Source organism: Mesorhizobium sp. WSM4807, assembly GCF_055811615.1.
Window position 1 is genome coordinate 227879 of sequence record NZ_JBVVQY010000008.1, and the last position, 15398, is coordinate 243276.

The window sequence follows — 15398 nt, forward strand, 5'->3', positions numbered from 1 at the left end:
GACCATGAACCAGGAAGTGGCGAGGGCAGTGGAACAGTTGCGAAAGGCCTTTCCATCATCGGTTGTCGAGGCAATCGATGATGGGCAAGGTGGTGCATATGTGTTTTTGTCCAATGTGGATCTCGGGGAGCGCTACGTCCCGCGGCATGCTTGGCTCGGCGCGCAAATTCCAGCGCTCTATCCTTATGCTGACATTTACCCAGTCTTCATAGATCCAGCGGTCGTGCGAGCGGACGGCACGCCGTTCGAGGCTCCGGTCACGCACGGCGCGAACTTTGCTGGTCGGACCGCTATCCAGATATCACGCCGCAATAATCACGCCCAGACCTATCCTCAGCCGGCCGTAGCCAAATTCCTAAAAGTGCTCGATTTTCTAGCGAGGCTGCCATGAAGTCGACTTGTGATCTGACCATAAGCCGTGAGGACTATGATCAGCTCCGCGCCCATCTGTTTCCAGGCGACGGCGACGAACATGGCGCTGTGTTGCGCGCCGGAGTGGTGCGGACGGGCGACAGGCTGCGTTTTGTCGTGCAGCATGTCGCCTTAGCCCAGTTTGGCACCGACTACGTCGCCGGCACGATTGGATATCGGGCACTTCATCCCACCTTTATCCATCGCCAGATCACCGCCTGCCGCGACCAAGGCCTCGCCTACCTTGCTGTGCACAATCACCACTCCGATAACTGCGTGAGCTTCAGCGATGTAGACGTCGCCTCGCACGAGCGCGGCTATCCGGCACTGCTCGACATTGGCAAGGGTGTGCCGGTCGGGGCGCTGGTATTTGGGCACCGCTCGGTCGAGGCCGACATCTGGTTGCCGGTTGGCGAACGCCGTTCCTTAGGCGAATGTCGGGTTATCGGTGGTACGCTTGAACGGCTTTACCCCCGGCCACTGGATACACACTCAGTCGACAAGGCCTTTGATCGGCAGGTTCGCATGTTTGGCGCAAGCGGACAGGCCTTGCTAAAGCGCAGCAAAGTGGCAGTCATCGGCCTTGGCGGGATTGGATCACTTGTTGCCGAATATCTTAGCCGGTTAGGGGTTGGAGAACTGGTGCTGGTCGATCCAGACGTGATTGAATACTCCAACATTTCACGGGTGGTTGGCGCGGCAGTGGCTGACCTGCAGGAGCCAGCGCTCAAGACCCAGATTGCCGCCCGTCACCTGCGCGAATCGCGCGGCGACCTTAGTATTGAGGCGATCCCGGATGACCTTGCCAAGCACGCCGTTTCGCTGCGGCTACGGGACTGCGACTACGTCTTCCTTGCTGCTGACTCGATGCGCGCGCGACTGGTTTTTAATGCCCTTGTGCATCAATACGGCATTCCTGGGGTGCAATTGGGTGCAAAGGTTCGGCCCGGTAAGGATGCACGGCTGGCGGAGGCAATGGCGGCCGTGCGCCATGTGCGGCCGGGCACTGGGTGCCTGTGGTGCAACCAGTTGATCGATCCCACGCAATTGGCGCTTGAGGCCAAGACTGATCAACAGCGACGTGATCAGGCCTACGGCATTTCCGAGCCTAACCCCAGTGTTATCACGCTCAACGCCGTTTCTGCCGCGCACGCGGTCAACGACTTTCTATTCTACTATCTCGGCCTCAAGCCTGGACCGACGATCGGTGATTTCCAGCACTTTCACTTTCTGACGGGAATGTCTCCCTACGTTGTACCGCGACGAGACGTGGATTGCGGAGAGTGTGGCCGTGAGGGACGATACGGAAGGGGTGACGCGATGGGACTGCCTGGCATCGGGGGCTAGCACTATTTTTTTACGGCTCAAGCCCAACGTGCACGCGCGGGAGCTTGAAGCCTGGCCACAACGACTATGTCCCCCAGCATGCCGCGATTCTCTACTAAGGACCGCGCTTGGCTTCCTTCGGAAGAGATCAGGCGAGGACGCTGAACCTGGGGTGCACGCCCGCATCCCCGTTATCTAATCGGGATAGCGCCTTGAAGTTCAAACAACCTCGCCTCTATCATGCTTAACAGAGACACGAAACAGCTCAAGCTGCGACAGCTCGATAACTGAAATAGACCTCGTCAGCGAGTTTACTAAACAGAGCTACGACTCCTTCTCATAGGCAGCGACTTGAAGGCGATTGAGTGCGCGTCGATCTCCATTTTGGCCACGCTAACGTTGAGACTGTCGGCCGCGTCGCGCACCAATCGCTCGTCGGCCCCGCTCACCCGCGAGCCGAGGAAAATCTTTGCTGCGGTCCTAAGATCGTCGTGGCGCGCCTCGCCCTGATCCACTTTGAACAGGCGCCACTCGCGCTCGCTGGCCCAGCGGACGGTCTTGCTGGACAGGCAGGTTCGCCGGCGAAGGCGGCGAGCGTTGAGACCAGGGCACCAGTGTCCGCGTCCCATACGTCGTCAGCGATGACGGACACCCCCGCACCCGTGACAGCCGATCAGACCGGAAATTCAAGCATGTACGGCGTTCTCAATATTGCGCATCAATGACTCATTGTATCCTGGTATATTTGCCGATGTCTGGATGGTCTTGTGCGAGATCCTGAGATCGACAAAGGGCGCGGCTCGACCGGCAACGCCGCATGAACCTGATGGACCAGCACTGCCTTCAAATGAGTCCGACCCTGCTGAGAGGCGTAGAAGGCCTTGGTATGGCCTTGGATCAAGACAGGGCCTCTGCGACCCACATTCAGCAGTCGCTCAAGATGACGTCTATCCGATAGACATCGAGACGGGCGAACTCATCGCGACCGAATTCGCGCTGATGAGCCCCGACCCGCCGGAAGCTGTTCGACAACGGCGTTGCGGCAATCCGCAAGTTCGTTGCCAGCGAGCGCGAGATCGTTGGGCGTGGTAACACCTCGTGATGCGGCATTGGCTCGATCGCGAACTGAGTGGTCGGCAGTTGCGAGCTTTCCGCGCCTATCTGTTCGGCAAGCCGCGCGCCTAGGCTATTGATGATGGGAGATCATCTTCGGCTGTGTAGATTCGGACGATCTCGGTCTCGTATTAAAAATCCTCGCCGACCATGCCACGCTCAGAGCTGATGACCTCAGATCCCATGGATTGGAGTAGAGCACGGCGCTTAGCCTCCACTTGTGCCCGGTTGGCAGTGGCGACCCCGCCCGCCATGCGCACTTGGACGCCGCGCCGGATCGCCGAAGCCAGCACGGGGAAGATAAACCATAACCAATAGGTCGAAGCGTCAGAAATCCAGATGGTCGAGCGAGCTTCGGCAAAAGCATGAACGTAGGCATACAGGCGTTCGTCAAAACCCTCGAACAGCTTTGCCACGCGGTGCGACCAACGTCTCGACGACATTGAGCGCATACTCTTTCGCGTTTTCGAACTGACTCGGTCGCGGCGATGCCTTAGATTTGAGTCGGAAGGCTAACGTCTTCTCCGAAAAGCGGCCCGGATGGCCTTTGCCGGCGGGAAACACAAACTTAGGAAGATTGCTGACCGCGCCGCCGTCGGACCAGGACGGAAGAGCCCACGGTCACCGGCTGGAAGTATACCGGGATCGCGCAGGAGGATTGCACTGCGAGTGCAACGGATTCATCGGGCGTCGCACCGCAGCTCCACAGCTTGGGCTGCTTCTGCGCGATATCCGTTGCAACAATATAGAGCGGCAGCGCCAAATCCTTGAAAGGGACCGGGCGGTCGGGCAGTTGCCGAGGTGCGCCGAACGCGCGGGAGGCAAAGGTGTCGCGTAGCCATCCACCGAACACACAATAGCGCACCCGGGTACGGGCAAGCTTCGCCAACAGGTCTCTAAGGCGCTGGCTCTCTGCGACGACCGATGCAAAAGCTTGGTCCGCCCAAGCGATTTGTATCGTGCCTTTCAGTAGCACTGGCGCCGTGTGGGTCCCCGGGACCACCAGCGTATCGATGCTGCCGATGCTCGGCATCTCCAAGCGGCTGAGTGCAGTTTGCGTTGCAAGAAGCTCCCTACCCGTCCGAAAAATGCCGACAAACACGGCAGCGCCTTCGCTGTCCACATGTACCTTCTGCCAGGTAGAGCAGCTATCCGCTACAGAATTGGAAGCGGCCGCATGCGGCAACGAATAGCCGCTTCCAAGTTTCAGCACAGAGGCATCCAACGACCTCAATCGGCGCAAAGCGGGCATCGTTCCATAGAGTCGTTATTGGTCAGAGGTCAAAGGCGTTCCTTGGGGGATATTTCGCATCCGAAGCAATCCCTCACCTGCCCCGTATCTGCGTTACGTGAGCTTCTGGACCAAGCCCAACGTACACATGCAGGAGTGTCTACCTGCCGGCGGTTCCATCAGGTCGGATCGATCGGGCGGCGAGCTCAGAAGCCGAAAGCTTGTTTCGTCGTTATAGCCGTGTAACAAATTGTGTAACAACGGTGCACGCCTGAAATCGAAAGATGCTCTCTTCGCCATCTTCAATTGGTGAGCGATCAGAGGTCGGGAAATCGGAGGCAGCGGACCTGCGATTTGCTCACGCACCATGGAATGCGATCGAGAGGGCTTATCTGACCAAACTCGAGTAGCGACAGCAATGGCCATTTGATATAAGGTTGGGACGCAATGGCATTGAGAGAATAGAGCGATATCTGGGAACCGAACCAATCCACAGAAATATTTTGTTGGTATTTTTGTTGGCTAGTCTCGCTATGGCGTGAGTCCTATCCATCTGAAACAGAGCGAGTTTTTCCATCGCTTGGATTCCGCCTCTGGGCACCATTTTCCATGGCAATTGCTTAACCGTCCGACAGACGTTTCGTTGGACTTTGCCGGAAAATGCTAACGGGCGCAGATAAAATTCGACTTTGGTCCAGGACACGGAAGGATAGTCGTGCCTTTTTGGAAATCGCACAAGAAATATAGCGCAGGAACGTGGGACGATCGGCTCGATGGATTATTTTCATGCGGGGTAAACTACTCCGGTAAGACGATCCTTGATGTTGGCTGCAATATGGGCATCGTCGCTTATGAAATCGCCAAACGCAGACCGGCCTACATCCACGGCATTGACATTCTGAAGCCACACACCCGCGTGGCGCGTTCCATCTTTCTAGGATCGAACGTAGAAAGTCGATTTGACGCCATGAACCTAGGCAGCCGAAAGCTTCAATCTGTTCTAAATGACAGTTACGATATCGTGCTTCTTCTCGCTGTGTACCAGCATGTCCGCAGGGGGTTGGGTCAGGAGGAGGCCGATCGCATCTTCACCGACATCATCAACCGCGCACAGACGATTGTGGCGCGAGTCCCCGACGAAGACGACATCCGGCTTCAGTCTTTGATCGAGGGTGCTGGGTTCACCTTATCTGATCGCCACAAATCGCCACGCGGCAGTACAGTTCTGGCGTATCATCGCCACTAGGCCGGGCGGATGGCGATTGCCTGCGCGACCTACGGACCAGACGTTGTGAGAGGACGGTCGCCGCTCGATAGTCAGGGCGGTGGAAGAGCTGAGGGTGCTGACCGGTGGATTTTGTGTCGCCGGATGATGCGATGGCGAACGCCCTTTCAGCGGTGGCACTCAAGCGCGGCTGCGCGGTTCTGTTCGACGAACAGGCGGGCGCCGATATCCTGCATCCGCTCTAGCGCAATTCCAAGAACGGTCTTCCGTCCGGAATTTAGCAGAAACGAACGGTTAGAGTCTTTTTGGCTTTGATTGAGACAGTTCTGCCCGGGGGAATTTCGAGGGCCTCGGTGCAGGTCGGCGTCGCAACCCGCCGGACTTTCGCATTTGCATAAAGTTTCTCAGATATAAATTAGCTCTTCGTTATATTTGGCAGTTATATGCGGAGGTGCGATTCAAAAGGAGGAATTATGACATCCCGAAAGACTCTTTTCGCCGCGTTTGCCGTGTTCGCGCTTCTGGCATCTCCGGCGCTGGCCGGTGGAGGCGGTAACGGCCATGGTGGCGGTAACGGCCATGGTGGCGGCAACGGCCATGGTGGCGGCAACGGTAACGGCGGCGGCGGCAACGGCAATGCTGGCGGCAATTCCGGCAATAGCGGTTCGCATGGCAAGTCGGCGTCAGCCAAGGGGCAGGTGGCCAAGGCCGAAACGGAGACTGTTGCAAGCGTTGACGACACTGAGCAGACCGCCCCTATGTCCAAGGAAAAGAATATCCATGCCAAGCTCGGCCGGTTGAACTCGCTGCAGCGCAACGTCAACGCCTATATGAACTCCAAGAGCAAGAGGTTCGCTGCCGTACAGGCCTTTGCGTTGGCGTCCGCGAACGCCCAGAACGCACAGGCCGCGGCTGACAAGGCGGCCGCGGCGGCGGTCGACGCTCAGGCCCAATTGGATGCCCTGAACGCGCAGCTCGACACGCTGAACGGGCTTACGCCTGACCAGATTGCAGCCATGACGCCCGAGGAACAGGCGGCCCTGCCGGGACAGATCGCGGATCTGGAAGCGCAGGTCGCGGCCCAGGAAACCACGGTCTCGGATGCCGAAGCAGCGGCTGCCGCAGCCCAGACGGCTGCCGACCAGGCCGCTGTCGGCACCGACGATGCATCGCTCGACGCGGCACTGGCCGACATGGCCAACAAGCCCGTCGACGCCGAGGTCACGGACTGGGCCAAGGGTGTGCTTGCCGACAAGATCGACCAGATGGCCGCCAAGCTGGCTCCGGCGCCGTAAAGCCGATCGCGGCTGAAACGGCCCAGTCGAACGATCAAGCCGCCGGGTTTCGCCCGGCGGCTTTTTTTGACGGCACGACGGAAGAGGGGCGCGCTGTCCCGCCAGCGCCAAAAGGTTCCTGTGGGCGTCACCTGCCCTAGGGTCGGCGTCACCACGCACCGAGGGCTATTGGCGTCATCGGCCGACGTGCTGCAGTCCGGCGGCGTTGCCAGTAGCGAAATTGGCCTCGCCGGATCGGAGAACGGCGCTGCGCCAGCCATCCATTTGAGCATTCCCTCTCGGCCCGGCTCTTTCAGAAAGGCCGCAGTGTCCTTGGCCGGGTCGATCGCCTTCAGAGCGGTCCGATCGGCGACATAAACCGGCACGTCGAGAAAATCGCGTGAGGCAGCGGGCAATCCTGCAAATTTGCAGTTTTGATCAGAAGTGGCCGTGCCAGCGCTGACCTTCCTGCGGCGCATCGGGGTTCTCGGTCCACATAACCGTTTCCTTCGGACGGCTCTGCGTCGTGGCTGTCCTCGTCGTCGCAGTTGTCAAGTTCGCGGTCATCGCACTGCCTGGACCGCGATCCGGCCAGCCTAACGAATGCTCGTCGTCAGCGCTGTCTTCTAGGTCGCAGTCGACCTCCATGAGATCCAGTGCCGTGATGGAGCGACATAGAACGCTCCAGGAGGTCGTTTAAGCTGCGTCTCGATGGCTTGGTGCCATGTGCGATGGCGGCGGGGCTGGCGTCAGGCTGAGCAGGAAGGCTTAGCAATGATCATCCGAATTTACAGGGGCACGGTTTTCGCCGGCAAGGAACACCTCTGGCAGGATCGCGTCGAAAGGCTTTCGATACCCTGGCTGAAGAAGCAAGCCGGATTGGTAGCATTCTATCCGGGCAAACCGATGGTTGAGAGCGGGAGCCGAACCTTTTGCATGTGCATGGTCTGGGAGAGCGTCGAGGCCATAGAGGCGGCCGTTGGACCAAGCTGGAATCAATCGATCTATATGGGCGATGAAAAGGCGTTAATTGAGTCGTCCTCTCTTGAGCACTTTGAGGTCTACCCGTAGGCATAAGGAAAGCGCGCGCCGGACTTGGTCCATAGTAGAGAATGGCGGCCTCGCCCGGCGAAACGACTTTGCTCGCATTGGGCGGATGACGGATTTGATTTGCTTGGTGATCCCCTATCCTTAGGGCAAACTGCCTGCTGGGGCTCGAGGAGGCGAAATGAGAGCACGCGCAGCAACGGTTGGAGATCTGGAAAATGTTTTCAGTGATCTGTCCAAGCGGATATCGGACGAGTACGTCGCGGCCGGCAAGGACAGCAAGATCGCCTACGACAATCTGATGATGAACTTGAAAGAAGGCCGTGCTCATGCGCTCGTGCAGGGCGAAAAAACGGTAGCGCTCATCGCGTGGCACGAGAATAGCGACGCTGCTGATACGCTGTTCGCCGCGCAGGAGGATTTCTTCAGCGCCGCGACCGTTCGCTTCTGCAAGCGGCACATTCGCCATATCCAGGCGCTCGCCGGCAACCTTCCCATTCACTCGCGCAGCTGGCTCCACAGACCGGACGTCGCAAAATGGTTCCGGATAATCGGCTATGTCGAGCGAGGCCAGGAGAACGGCGCCAACCTGTTCGAACTGCCGCCGGCTCGCTCCGCCTAAGAAATCTCGGCGTGCTGCGAAACCTGCCGTCGAGTTCCGGTGGCGCCGCGCTCATATCGGCGCGCCGATGGGTGAATCCAATCGTATCGCCGCTCCGATGCGCCAGCCAAAAAAGCCCGCCGCTCCATTTGCGAAGCGGCGGCCCCATATTTGGGGACGATTTCCGGGCTGTTGCCCGGCATTGCTTGCCGTGCAATTCACGTGCCAGACGACTGGCCCATAATGGGTCACCGCACCGGGAAGCGCGAACCATCCTCCGCGATCACACCACTGCCATACCGCGCAATTCCTGTTATATTTCCTTGCGGCGGACCTGATTTCCGCCTGGCCGGCGCCCATCAGGCAATCTACCCCAACGCCCCCCAAAGTGGCGCCGGCCGATCTTTGCCTCCGACCCAATCTTCGCCATCGGTATCGTCAAGCACGCCCTGCGAGCGGGAAACTCGCGGGCGATCGTCAGGCCGATAGCCAGGGGCAGCGATTCGAATGCGCCTCGAGAGCGGCGTGACTTTCAGGTCGAAATGCCCCAACTGGCATTCCAGTCCGACAGATCGCCTGGAACGGCAGCACCACCCGACATAAATCCAAAAAAACCGGTAGCAAGCCGCGGCCAGAAAGTGTTGAAGACCGTGCCGATCGCATTGAGCGCGGCGCGACCCGGTTGCGCTCGGCGAGGCTTGATGATTTGTTGCCGCTTCAAGGAGAATGAATGATGCGCGAGCCTGTCGGTCAAGACGAATATGGGTCGGCCAACCCCTTCGACCCGGACGACCTGACGACGTTGAACGTGATGGGTCCGGGGGTGGCCAGTAACGATTTCGAGAAATACGCGGTCGCCGTGATCATCGTGTTCGGCGCTCTCATCATTGGCGGCTTGATGGCCGCAACCCTGGCCTTGGGGCACCGTAACGGCTTCCTGTACGCGCTTGGCGGCGCCACCGCGGCGTGGATATCGGGAAATGCGCTTCTGCTCGATCGGCCGCGTATTTATGCGTTGTTCGTCGGCATCGCGGCGGTGATGCTGATTGCGTCCACCATCACGCTGGTCATCTGACGGGTCTGCCGATATTCAGGTGATGCCGGCCTGCGAATGGTGGTCCCTTGCGCTTCCGGTACTCACGTACCGAAAGTAGGCTCTGTTCCGGTTCTCGGAAACCACGCAGTCTGGTCGCTTCGCGGCCGTCCGGGCGCTCGAATTCTAATATCCGATCGCCTCGCCGGATGCGGCGCGGCTGTCGATGGCGCCGTTGTAGCGGGCGCCGCCGCCCTTTTCGATCTCGGCCAGGCTCTTGCCGCCGACCAGGATGCCGGCCGCCTGACCCCAGGTCGCATCGGTCACGTCGAGGCGATAGCCGATGCCGGCAAGCAGTTTTTTGGTATCGGGCGACAGGCCGAACGGTTCGATATAGACCGTGTCGGGCAGCCATTGGTGATGGATGCGCGGCGCGTCGATCGCCTCCTGGATGTTCATGCCGTGATCGACGACGTTGACGATCGCTTCCAGCGTGATGGTGATGATGCGCGAGCCGCCGGGACTGCCGATGACCATGAACGGCTTACCGTCTTTGGCGACGATGGTCGGGCTCATCGACGACAGCGGCGTCTTCCTCGGCGCGATCGCATTCGCCTCGCCCTGGACGAGGCCGTAGAGATTGGGCACGCCCGGCTTCTGGGTGAAATCGTCCATCTCGTTGTTGAGCAGGATGCCGGTGCCGACGGCGACGACGCCGGCGCCGAACGAGCCGTTCAGCGTGTAGGTCACCGCGACGGCGTTGCCGTCATTGTCGACGATCGAATAATGCGTCGTCTCCTGGCTCTCGCCAAAGCCCTTCGGCATCAACCGGGCAGACCACCGAGAACCAGATTCAGGAAATCGAAGCCGCAGGCTTCCACGTCGAGCCGCGCCGCATCATCACCGAGACGGTTTCCGGAAGCACGGCCATTGCGCAACGGCAGGGCTTCACGCGGCTTATCGATCGGCTGGAATCAGGGGACATACTGATCGTGACCAAGCTTGATCGTCTCGGCCGCGACGCCATCGACGTCAGTTCCACGGTCCGGACGCTGGCCGAAATGGGCGAGCGCGTTCATTGCCTCGCTCTTGGCGGCGTCGACCTTACCAGCTCGGCCGGGACGATGACCATGAACGTGCTCAATGCTGTCGCACAGTTCGAGCGGGATTTGCTGATCGAACGCACCCAGTCCGGCCTCAAACGCGCCAAGTCGGAAGGCAAGGCTCTCGGTCGCCCCTCGACCCTCAGCGAAAAGCAGAAGCAGGACGTGCGCGACGATCTGGCGACGGGAATGAGTGTTTCGGCCGCAGCCAGAAAGTTTGCGACCAGCCGGCAGACGATCATGCGCATTCGTGACGAAAGCTCACGATCCGTTCGACCTTAGCGTGTCTGGGGGGAACAGTTCTTATTCCGACCCCTCATAGAATCGATTTGCAACCCGGGCTAGCCAACATCAGGGCTTGGCAGCAATCAGAACATAACCCCGCGTACGGTTGGCATTGTCCGAGTCTTGCGTGTTCATCGCGTTAAATAGGTCGGCTGTCGTCACCCAGACGGGGGGATATTTGTAGCGGGCAACGTCGAGGATGAGGAAACGGTCGGTCTCGGCATCATAGGCGGCCAAGGGCGAGATGTGGCCGCCTTTTTCCTGGCCCATGGCTTTGCGCAAGTAATTGACGATGACAAACTGCTTTTTGGTCGCGAGATAGCCTCGGGCTTCCTTGCGGAAGGTGTCCAGGCTGCTGTCAGCAGCATGTCGCACTTGAACCTGCACGGGCTGCAAGGCAAGAAGGCCACCCAATTCATCTAAGGTCATGCCCTGCTTTTTGATTGTCTCAGCCGGAATGACCCGCTCGCTGCGGGCATCCAGAAGATTGTCCTGAGTGAAGGTGCTGTAGGGGTCGTACTCGGGCACTGGTGGGGCTGGAACGCCAATGGCATTCAGAACCATGACACTGCTGGCCACCCCACAAAAAGCTTGGTTCTTCTGGGTGACGAAATTTATGGCCAGCGGAAAATAGGCTTCCCGGGCATCGGCCTCGATCAGGAGCGTTTCACCGGCATCGGAAGCCGCCCCGATGAGATTTGCCGGCAGTGGCAACGTCTCGGCTCTGGCCTCCATCGAGGCCAATAACGTGGCAAACAGTGCGAGTCGAATGACATGCTTCATGAACATCGTCGCGCTCCTTGGCTGATCACCCTTCGGCTTGACAAACTTGCTCCTACGTTTCGCAACTGTCCAGAGGAGCTTCGGCGCAACGAGAGCCATCTGTGACCCCTGATGTGAGCGACCCAGGTGGTTTGCGGCGTTTCTCCGACAACGGAAGCTGGCACGGTTTACAGGCGGATCCTTCATTATCGGGAACGGGCCTCCTGGTCGTCATTGCGGCGGCATTTTTCCTCGCCTCGAAGGCTAGAGCCGGAGAACTGGACACCGCTTGCACCTTCCGCGAAGCTGCCAATTTCCCCGCGGGGGAAATTGGCTGGCAGGGTGCTGTCCCTCGACCTCTCAAGGCCTGGGTTCCTCGCCCGCCGCGAAGCGGGGGGATCGCGTCGACCATTGCGCTGGTCACTTAACTCAAGAGAATAACCTAATATCCGATGGCCTCGCCGGAAGCGGCGCGGCTGTCGATGGCGCCGTTGTAGCGGCCGCCGCCGCCCTTCTCGATTTCCGCCAGGCTCTTTCCGCCGACCAGAATGCCGGCCGCCTCACCCCAGCTCGCGTCGGCGAGATCGAGGTGGTAGCCCATGCTGGCAAGCAGTTTTTCGGTGTCCGGCGACAGGCCGAACGGCTCGATATAGACCGTGTCGGGCAGCCATTGGTGGTGGATGCGCGGCGCGTCGATCGCCTCCTGGATGTTCATGCCGTGGTCGACGACGTTGACGATCGCCTCCAGCGTGATGGTGATGATGCGCGAGCCGCCGGGGCTGCCTATGACCATGAACGGCTTGCCGTCCCTGGCGACGATGGTCGGGCTCATCGACGACAGCGGCGTCTTTTTCGGCACGATGGCATTCGCCTCGCCCTGGACGAGGCCGTAGAGATTGGGCACGCCCGGTTTCTGGGTGAAATCGTCCATCTCGTTGTTGAGCAGGATGCCGGTGCCGTCGGCGACGACGCCGGCGCCGAACGAACCGTTCAGCGTGTAGGTCACCGCGACGGCGTTGCCGTCATTGTCGATGATCGAATAATGCGTCGTCTCCTGGCTCTCGCCAAAACCCTTCCGCATCAATTCCTGCGAGACGCCGGCCCGGAACGGATCGATCTTTTCGCGGATTTCCTTCGCATAATTTTTGTCGAGCAGCTTTTCGACCGGGTTGTCGACGAAGTCGGGATCGCCGAGCGCCAAGTTGCGATCGACATAGGCGTGGCGCATCGCCTCGACCATGATCTGGACCGTCTGGGCAGAACCCGCGCCGAGATAGGACAGCGGGTAGAATTCCAGCACGTTGAGAATCTCGCAGATGATGACGCCGCCCGAGCTCGGCGGCGGCGAGGAGGTGATCTCATAGCCGCGGTAGTTGCAGGTCACCGGCTCGAGCTCGCGAACCGCGTAGGTCTCGAAATCGGCCTTGGTCAGAATGCCGCCCTTCTCCGCGCTCGCCTTGACGATGCCGTCGGCGATCGGTCCTTTGTAGAAGGCGTCGCGACCTCGCTCCGAAATGGCCGAGAGCGAGGCGGCGAGATCGGCCTGGACAAGGCGCTCGCCGACCGCATAAGGCTCGCCGTCAGGCTTCAGGAAGATGGCGGCCGCGGCCGGGTCCTTGGCGAGCCGCGCGGCGCCGCCTTCGAGCGAGGCGACATCGCCCTGCTCCAGCACGAAGCCGTCCTTGGCATAGCGGATTGCCGGCGCCATCAAGTCCTGCCGCGTCAGCGTGCCGTATTTTTCCCTCGCCGTCTCGAAGCCGGCCACCGAGCCCGGCACGCCGACCGCGAGATAGCCGTCGAGGCTGGCGCCTTTCACCGGCTTGCCATCCTTGTCGAGATACATGGTTTTCGTCGAGGCGAGCGGCGCGCGCTCGCGGAAATCGAGGAAAGTCGAGCGGCCGTCCTTGAAGCGGATGGTCATGAAGCCGCCACCGCCGATATTGCCGGCGTTCGGGTAGACCACAGCCAGTGCATAGCCGACGGCGACCGCCGCATCGACGGCATTGCCGCCCTTCTTCAGCACCTCGACGCCGACTTCCGACGCCAGATGCTGGGCGGTCACCACCATGCCGTGCTCGCCCTTCGCCGGCTGCGGCGAGGCGGCGAATGCGGCTGCCAGCGGCGCAAAGGTCAAGGTGAGGGAAAGACTGATCGCGATTAGGGTGCGGCGGTGCATGGCCGTTCTCCGAGGCATTGGATGCGCCTAGAAGACCCTGTCGGAGCGGGCGAGTCCATGGCTGTGAGGGAAAGATTCGGGATGCTGTCATGCGCCGTCGGCGAAGTTGTGTGCGTCAAGTTCTGCAAAAATGGCGTGGCATTCAGCGGTGACGTTGGCGTGTCCGCCGCGCAGCGGCCGGAGAGGGGGCATCGTAGAGCGCGGTCCCCCTCTCCGTCTCGGCTTCGCCGAGCCACCTCGCCCCCACTTTCGTGGGGGCGAGGAACCCAAGCTGGATGAAGCGGCGATCCTTCCCACCCCCTCTGTCCTGCCGGACATCTCCCCCGCAAGGGGGGAGATCGGATGTCGCTTCGGCTTTCGACAACCTCAAGGCTGAAGGCAAGCAAAGCTTGTTCTTGCTTTGTGCCGGCAATTATGCTAGTGATTTAAAGATAGTGCTGATTTGCGCCGCGACCCGCCTCAGGCGGGTTTTTTCGTTTCAGGCCGGTATCAAACAATCCCGCCGCTGCCACCCGCAACCGGCGGCCGTTCCGCCGCGACCTTGGCCCGATAGGCGGCGGCGCGGTAGGCGGCGACCGGATCGATGGCGCCGCCCGTGTTCAGCCGCGCCATGGCGAGGATTGGCTCGACATCGGTGCGATAGGCGGTTTTCAGCGTCTGCGTCGCCATCAGCGCGTCATTGGCGTCCTGATAGGCTTCCAGTGCCTTGCGATCGACCAGCAGCGCCTGCGCATAGGCGCGCTGGACCTCGACCGCCGACAGCATCAGGCTTTCGATCGGATCGGTGACGTTGTGGCTCTGGTCGAGCATGTGAGCCGGATCAAAACCTTCGGCACCGGAAAGCTCGGCATCGACCAGTTCGTTGAAGACGAGGAACAGTCGGTAGGGATCGATCGAGCCGGCGTCGAGATCGTCGTCGCCATATTTCGAATCGTTGAAATGGAAGCCGCCGAGCTTCTTGAACTGGATCAGCCGCGACACGATCATCTCGATGTTGACGTTGGGCGCGTGATGGCCGAGGTCGACCAGGCAGAACGCCTTGTCGCCGAGCTCTTTGGCGATGATGTAGTTGGTGCCCCAATCCTGCACGACCGTCGAATAGAAGGCCGGCTCGTACATCTTGTGCTCGGTGAACAGCTTCCAGTCGTCCGGCAGTCCGGCGTAGATCTCCTTCATCGCGTCGAGATAACGCTCGAACGCCTTGGCGAAATTGACCTGGCCGGGAAAATTCGAGCCGTCGCCGATCCACACCGTCAGCGCCTTCGAGCCCAGCGTCTTGCCGATCTCGATGCATTCGAGATTGTGCTCGACCGCCTGCCGGCGCGTTGCGGCATCGGCATGCGACAGCGAGCCGAATTTGTAGGAAAGTTTTTGGTCCCTGGCGTCGGAAAACGTGTTCGAATTCATGGCGTCGAAGCCGAGGCCGTAGCGGGATGCCGCCTGTTTCAGCCGGTTCGGGTCGGCCTTGTCCCACGGAATGTGCAGCGAGACTGTCGGCGTCGCCTGCGTCAACTGCCGGATCACGGCGCAGTCCTCGATCTTGTCGAAAATATCGCGCGGCTCGCCGGCGCCGGGAAAGCGGGCAAAGCGGGTGCCGCCGGTGCCGACGCCCCAGGACGGGATCGCCACGGCGAATTTTTCGACTTTGTCTCTGATAGCGTCGATGGCGATGCCGCGACGGTCGAGGCGTTCGCCGAGCGTGTCGTAATCGCGCTCGAGGTCGGCCGTGCGCGCGGCATTGTCCTTGTCGACTATGTCGGCGGAGATGATGGTTTCGGACACTGCGTTTCCTCCCAAATGCGTTCGGTTGG

General features: G+C 60.2%; 14 protein-coding genes and 1 pseudogene. 8 read left to right on the forward strand and 7 right to left on the reverse strand.

Translation table 11 applies throughout. The features are described 5' to 3' along the window. Nucleotides 1-4 precede the first annotated feature (4 nt). Both AC0L3N_RS13500 and AC0L3N_RS13505 read left to right on the forward strand, forming a co-directional pair. The gene (locus AC0L3N_RS13500) at nucleotides 5-391 is read left to right on the forward strand and encodes a hypothetical protein (RefSeq protein ID WP_473548029.1); all 387 of its coding nucleotides are present in this window, start codon (nucleotides 5-7) and stop codon (nucleotides 389-391) included. After that, complete coding sequence (locus AC0L3N_RS13505; protein WP_473548030.1) at nucleotides 388-1758, forward strand: HesA/MoeB/ThiF family protein; 1371 nt, start codon at nucleotides 388-390, stop codon at nucleotides 1756-1758. Before AC0L3N_RS13500 ends, AC0L3N_RS13505 begins: the two co-directional genes overlap by 4 nt. Before the next feature lie 1223 nt (nucleotides 1759-2981). Here AC0L3N_RS13505 and AC0L3N_RS13510 read toward each other — a convergent pair. Next, nucleotides 2982-3266: a hypothetical protein gene (locus AC0L3N_RS13510; protein WP_473548031.1), complete on the reverse strand. Its 285-nt coding sequence runs from the start codon at nucleotides 3264-3266 to the stop codon at nucleotides 2982-2984. Nucleotides 3267-3418: 152 nt separating this feature from the next. Next, nucleotides 3419-4063: a patatin-like phospholipase domain-containing protein gene (locus tag AC0L3N_RS13515; protein ID WP_473548032.1), complete on the reverse strand. Its 645-nt coding sequence runs from the start codon at nucleotides 4061-4063 to the stop codon at nucleotides 3419-3421. A gap of 733 nt (nucleotides 4064-4796) precedes the next feature. Here AC0L3N_RS13515 and AC0L3N_RS13520 point away from each other — a divergent pair. The 4 genes from AC0L3N_RS13520 to AC0L3N_RS13535 all read left to right on the forward strand — a co-directional run bounded on the left by AC0L3N_RS13520 (nucleotide 4797) and on the right by AC0L3N_RS13535 (nucleotide 8249). After that, nucleotides 4797-5327, forward strand: coding sequence for a class I SAM-dependent methyltransferase (locus AC0L3N_RS13520; protein WP_133254699.1), 531 nt, complete (start codon nucleotides 4797-4799; stop codon nucleotides 5325-5327). A gap of 452 nt (nucleotides 5328-5779) precedes the next feature. Further along, nucleotides 5780-6601 (forward strand): hypothetical protein, encoded by an 822-nt coding sequence (locus AC0L3N_RS13525; RefSeq protein WP_473548033.1) that lies wholly within the window; start codon nucleotides 5780-5782, stop codon nucleotides 6599-6601. Nucleotides 6602-7354: 753 nt separating this feature from the next. Next, the gene (locus AC0L3N_RS13530; protein ID WP_287307752.1) at nucleotides 7355-7651 is read left to right on the forward strand and encodes a hypothetical protein; all 297 of its coding nucleotides are present in this window, start codon (nucleotides 7355-7357) and stop codon (nucleotides 7649-7651) included. A 157-nt stretch (nucleotides 7652-7808) separates the two neighbouring features. Then, complete coding sequence (locus tag AC0L3N_RS13535; RefSeq protein ID WP_473548034.1) at nucleotides 7809-8249, forward strand: hypothetical protein; 441 nt, start codon at nucleotides 7809-7811, stop codon at nucleotides 8247-8249. Nucleotides 8250-8760: 511 nt separating this feature from the next. On the opposite strand, the gene AC0L3N_RS13540 is transcribed toward AC0L3N_RS13535, so the two are convergent. Then, nucleotides 8761-8982, reverse strand: a complete 222-nt coding sequence (locus tag AC0L3N_RS13540; RefSeq protein WP_473548035.1) for a hypothetical protein — start codon at nucleotides 8980-8982, stop codon at nucleotides 8761-8763. Between AC0L3N_RS13540 and AC0L3N_RS13545 the strand changes: the two genes are divergently transcribed. Then, nucleotides 8959-9303 (forward strand): hypothetical protein, encoded by a 345-nt coding sequence (locus AC0L3N_RS13545; protein ID WP_036267505.1) that lies wholly within the window; start codon nucleotides 8959-8961, stop codon nucleotides 9301-9303. The two genes, AC0L3N_RS13540 and AC0L3N_RS13545, sit on opposite strands and share 24 nt — an antisense overlap. A gap of 144 nt (nucleotides 9304-9447) precedes the next feature. Here AC0L3N_RS13545 and AC0L3N_RS13550 read toward each other — a convergent pair. Next, nucleotides 9448-10098, reverse strand: a pseudogene (locus tag AC0L3N_RS13550) (gamma-glutamyltransferase); the annotation flags it as partial. A 14-nt stretch (nucleotides 10099-10112) separates the two neighbouring features. Here AC0L3N_RS13550 and AC0L3N_RS13555 point away from each other — a divergent pair. Further along, on the forward strand, nucleotides 10113-10646 hold the full coding sequence (locus AC0L3N_RS13555; RefSeq protein WP_473548082.1) for a recombinase family protein: 534 nt from the start codon (nucleotides 10113-10115) through the stop codon (nucleotides 10644-10646). Nucleotides 10647-10715: 69 nt separating this feature from the next. Here the strand turns inward: AC0L3N_RS13555 and AC0L3N_RS13560 are convergent, their stop codons facing one another. From AC0L3N_RS13560 to rhaI, 3 genes are all read right to left on the reverse strand, one after another. Beyond that, nucleotides 10716-11438, reverse strand: coding sequence for a phytochelatin synthase family protein (locus AC0L3N_RS13560; RefSeq protein WP_473548036.1), 723 nt, complete (start codon nucleotides 11436-11438; stop codon nucleotides 10716-10718). Nucleotides 11439-11853: 415 nt separating this feature from the next. After that, a complete protein-coding gene (gene ggt, locus AC0L3N_RS13565; protein WP_473548038.1) occupies nucleotides 11854-13587 on the reverse strand; it encodes a gamma-glutamyltransferase in 1734 nt (577 codons plus the stop codon). A gap of 489 nt (nucleotides 13588-14076) precedes the next feature. Next, nucleotides 14077-15369, reverse strand: coding sequence for an L-rhamnose catabolism isomerase (gene rhaI, locus AC0L3N_RS13570; protein ID WP_473548040.1), 1293 nt, complete (start codon nucleotides 15367-15369; stop codon nucleotides 14077-14079). Nucleotides 15370-15398 lie beyond the last annotated feature (29 nt).

Bases quoted from the DNA above. Each gene is read 5' to 3' on its own strand.
- AC0L3N_RS13500 (WP_473548029.1), top strand. From the start codon at position 5: ATGAACCAGGAAGTGGCGAGGGCAGTGGAACAGTTGCGAAAGGCCTTT.
- AC0L3N_RS13505 (WP_473548030.1), top strand. From the start codon at position 388: ATGAAGTCGACTTGTGATCTGACCATAAGCCGTGAGGACTATGATCAG.
- AC0L3N_RS13525 (WP_473548033.1), top strand. From the start codon at position 5,780: ATGACATCCCGAAAGACTCTTTTCGCCGCGTTTGCCGTGTTCGCGCTT.
- AC0L3N_RS13530 (WP_287307752.1), top strand. From the start codon at position 7,355: ATGATCATCCGAATTTACAGGGGCACGGTTTTCGCCGGCAAGGAACAC.
- AC0L3N_RS13535 (WP_473548034.1), top strand. From the start codon at position 7,809: ATGAGAGCACGCGCAGCAACGGTTGGAGATCTGGAAAATGTTTTCAGT.
- AC0L3N_RS13545 (WP_036267505.1), top strand. From the start codon at position 8,959: ATGATGCGCGAGCCTGTCGGTCAAGACGAATATGGGTCGGCCAACCCC.
- AC0L3N_RS13560 (WP_473548036.1), bottom strand. From the start codon at position 11,438: ATGTTCATGAAGCATGTCATTCGACTCGCACTGTTTGCCACGTTATTG.
- ggt (WP_473548038.1), bottom strand. From the start codon at position 13,587: ATGCACCGCCGCACCCTAATCGCGATCAGTCTTTCCCTCACCTTGACC.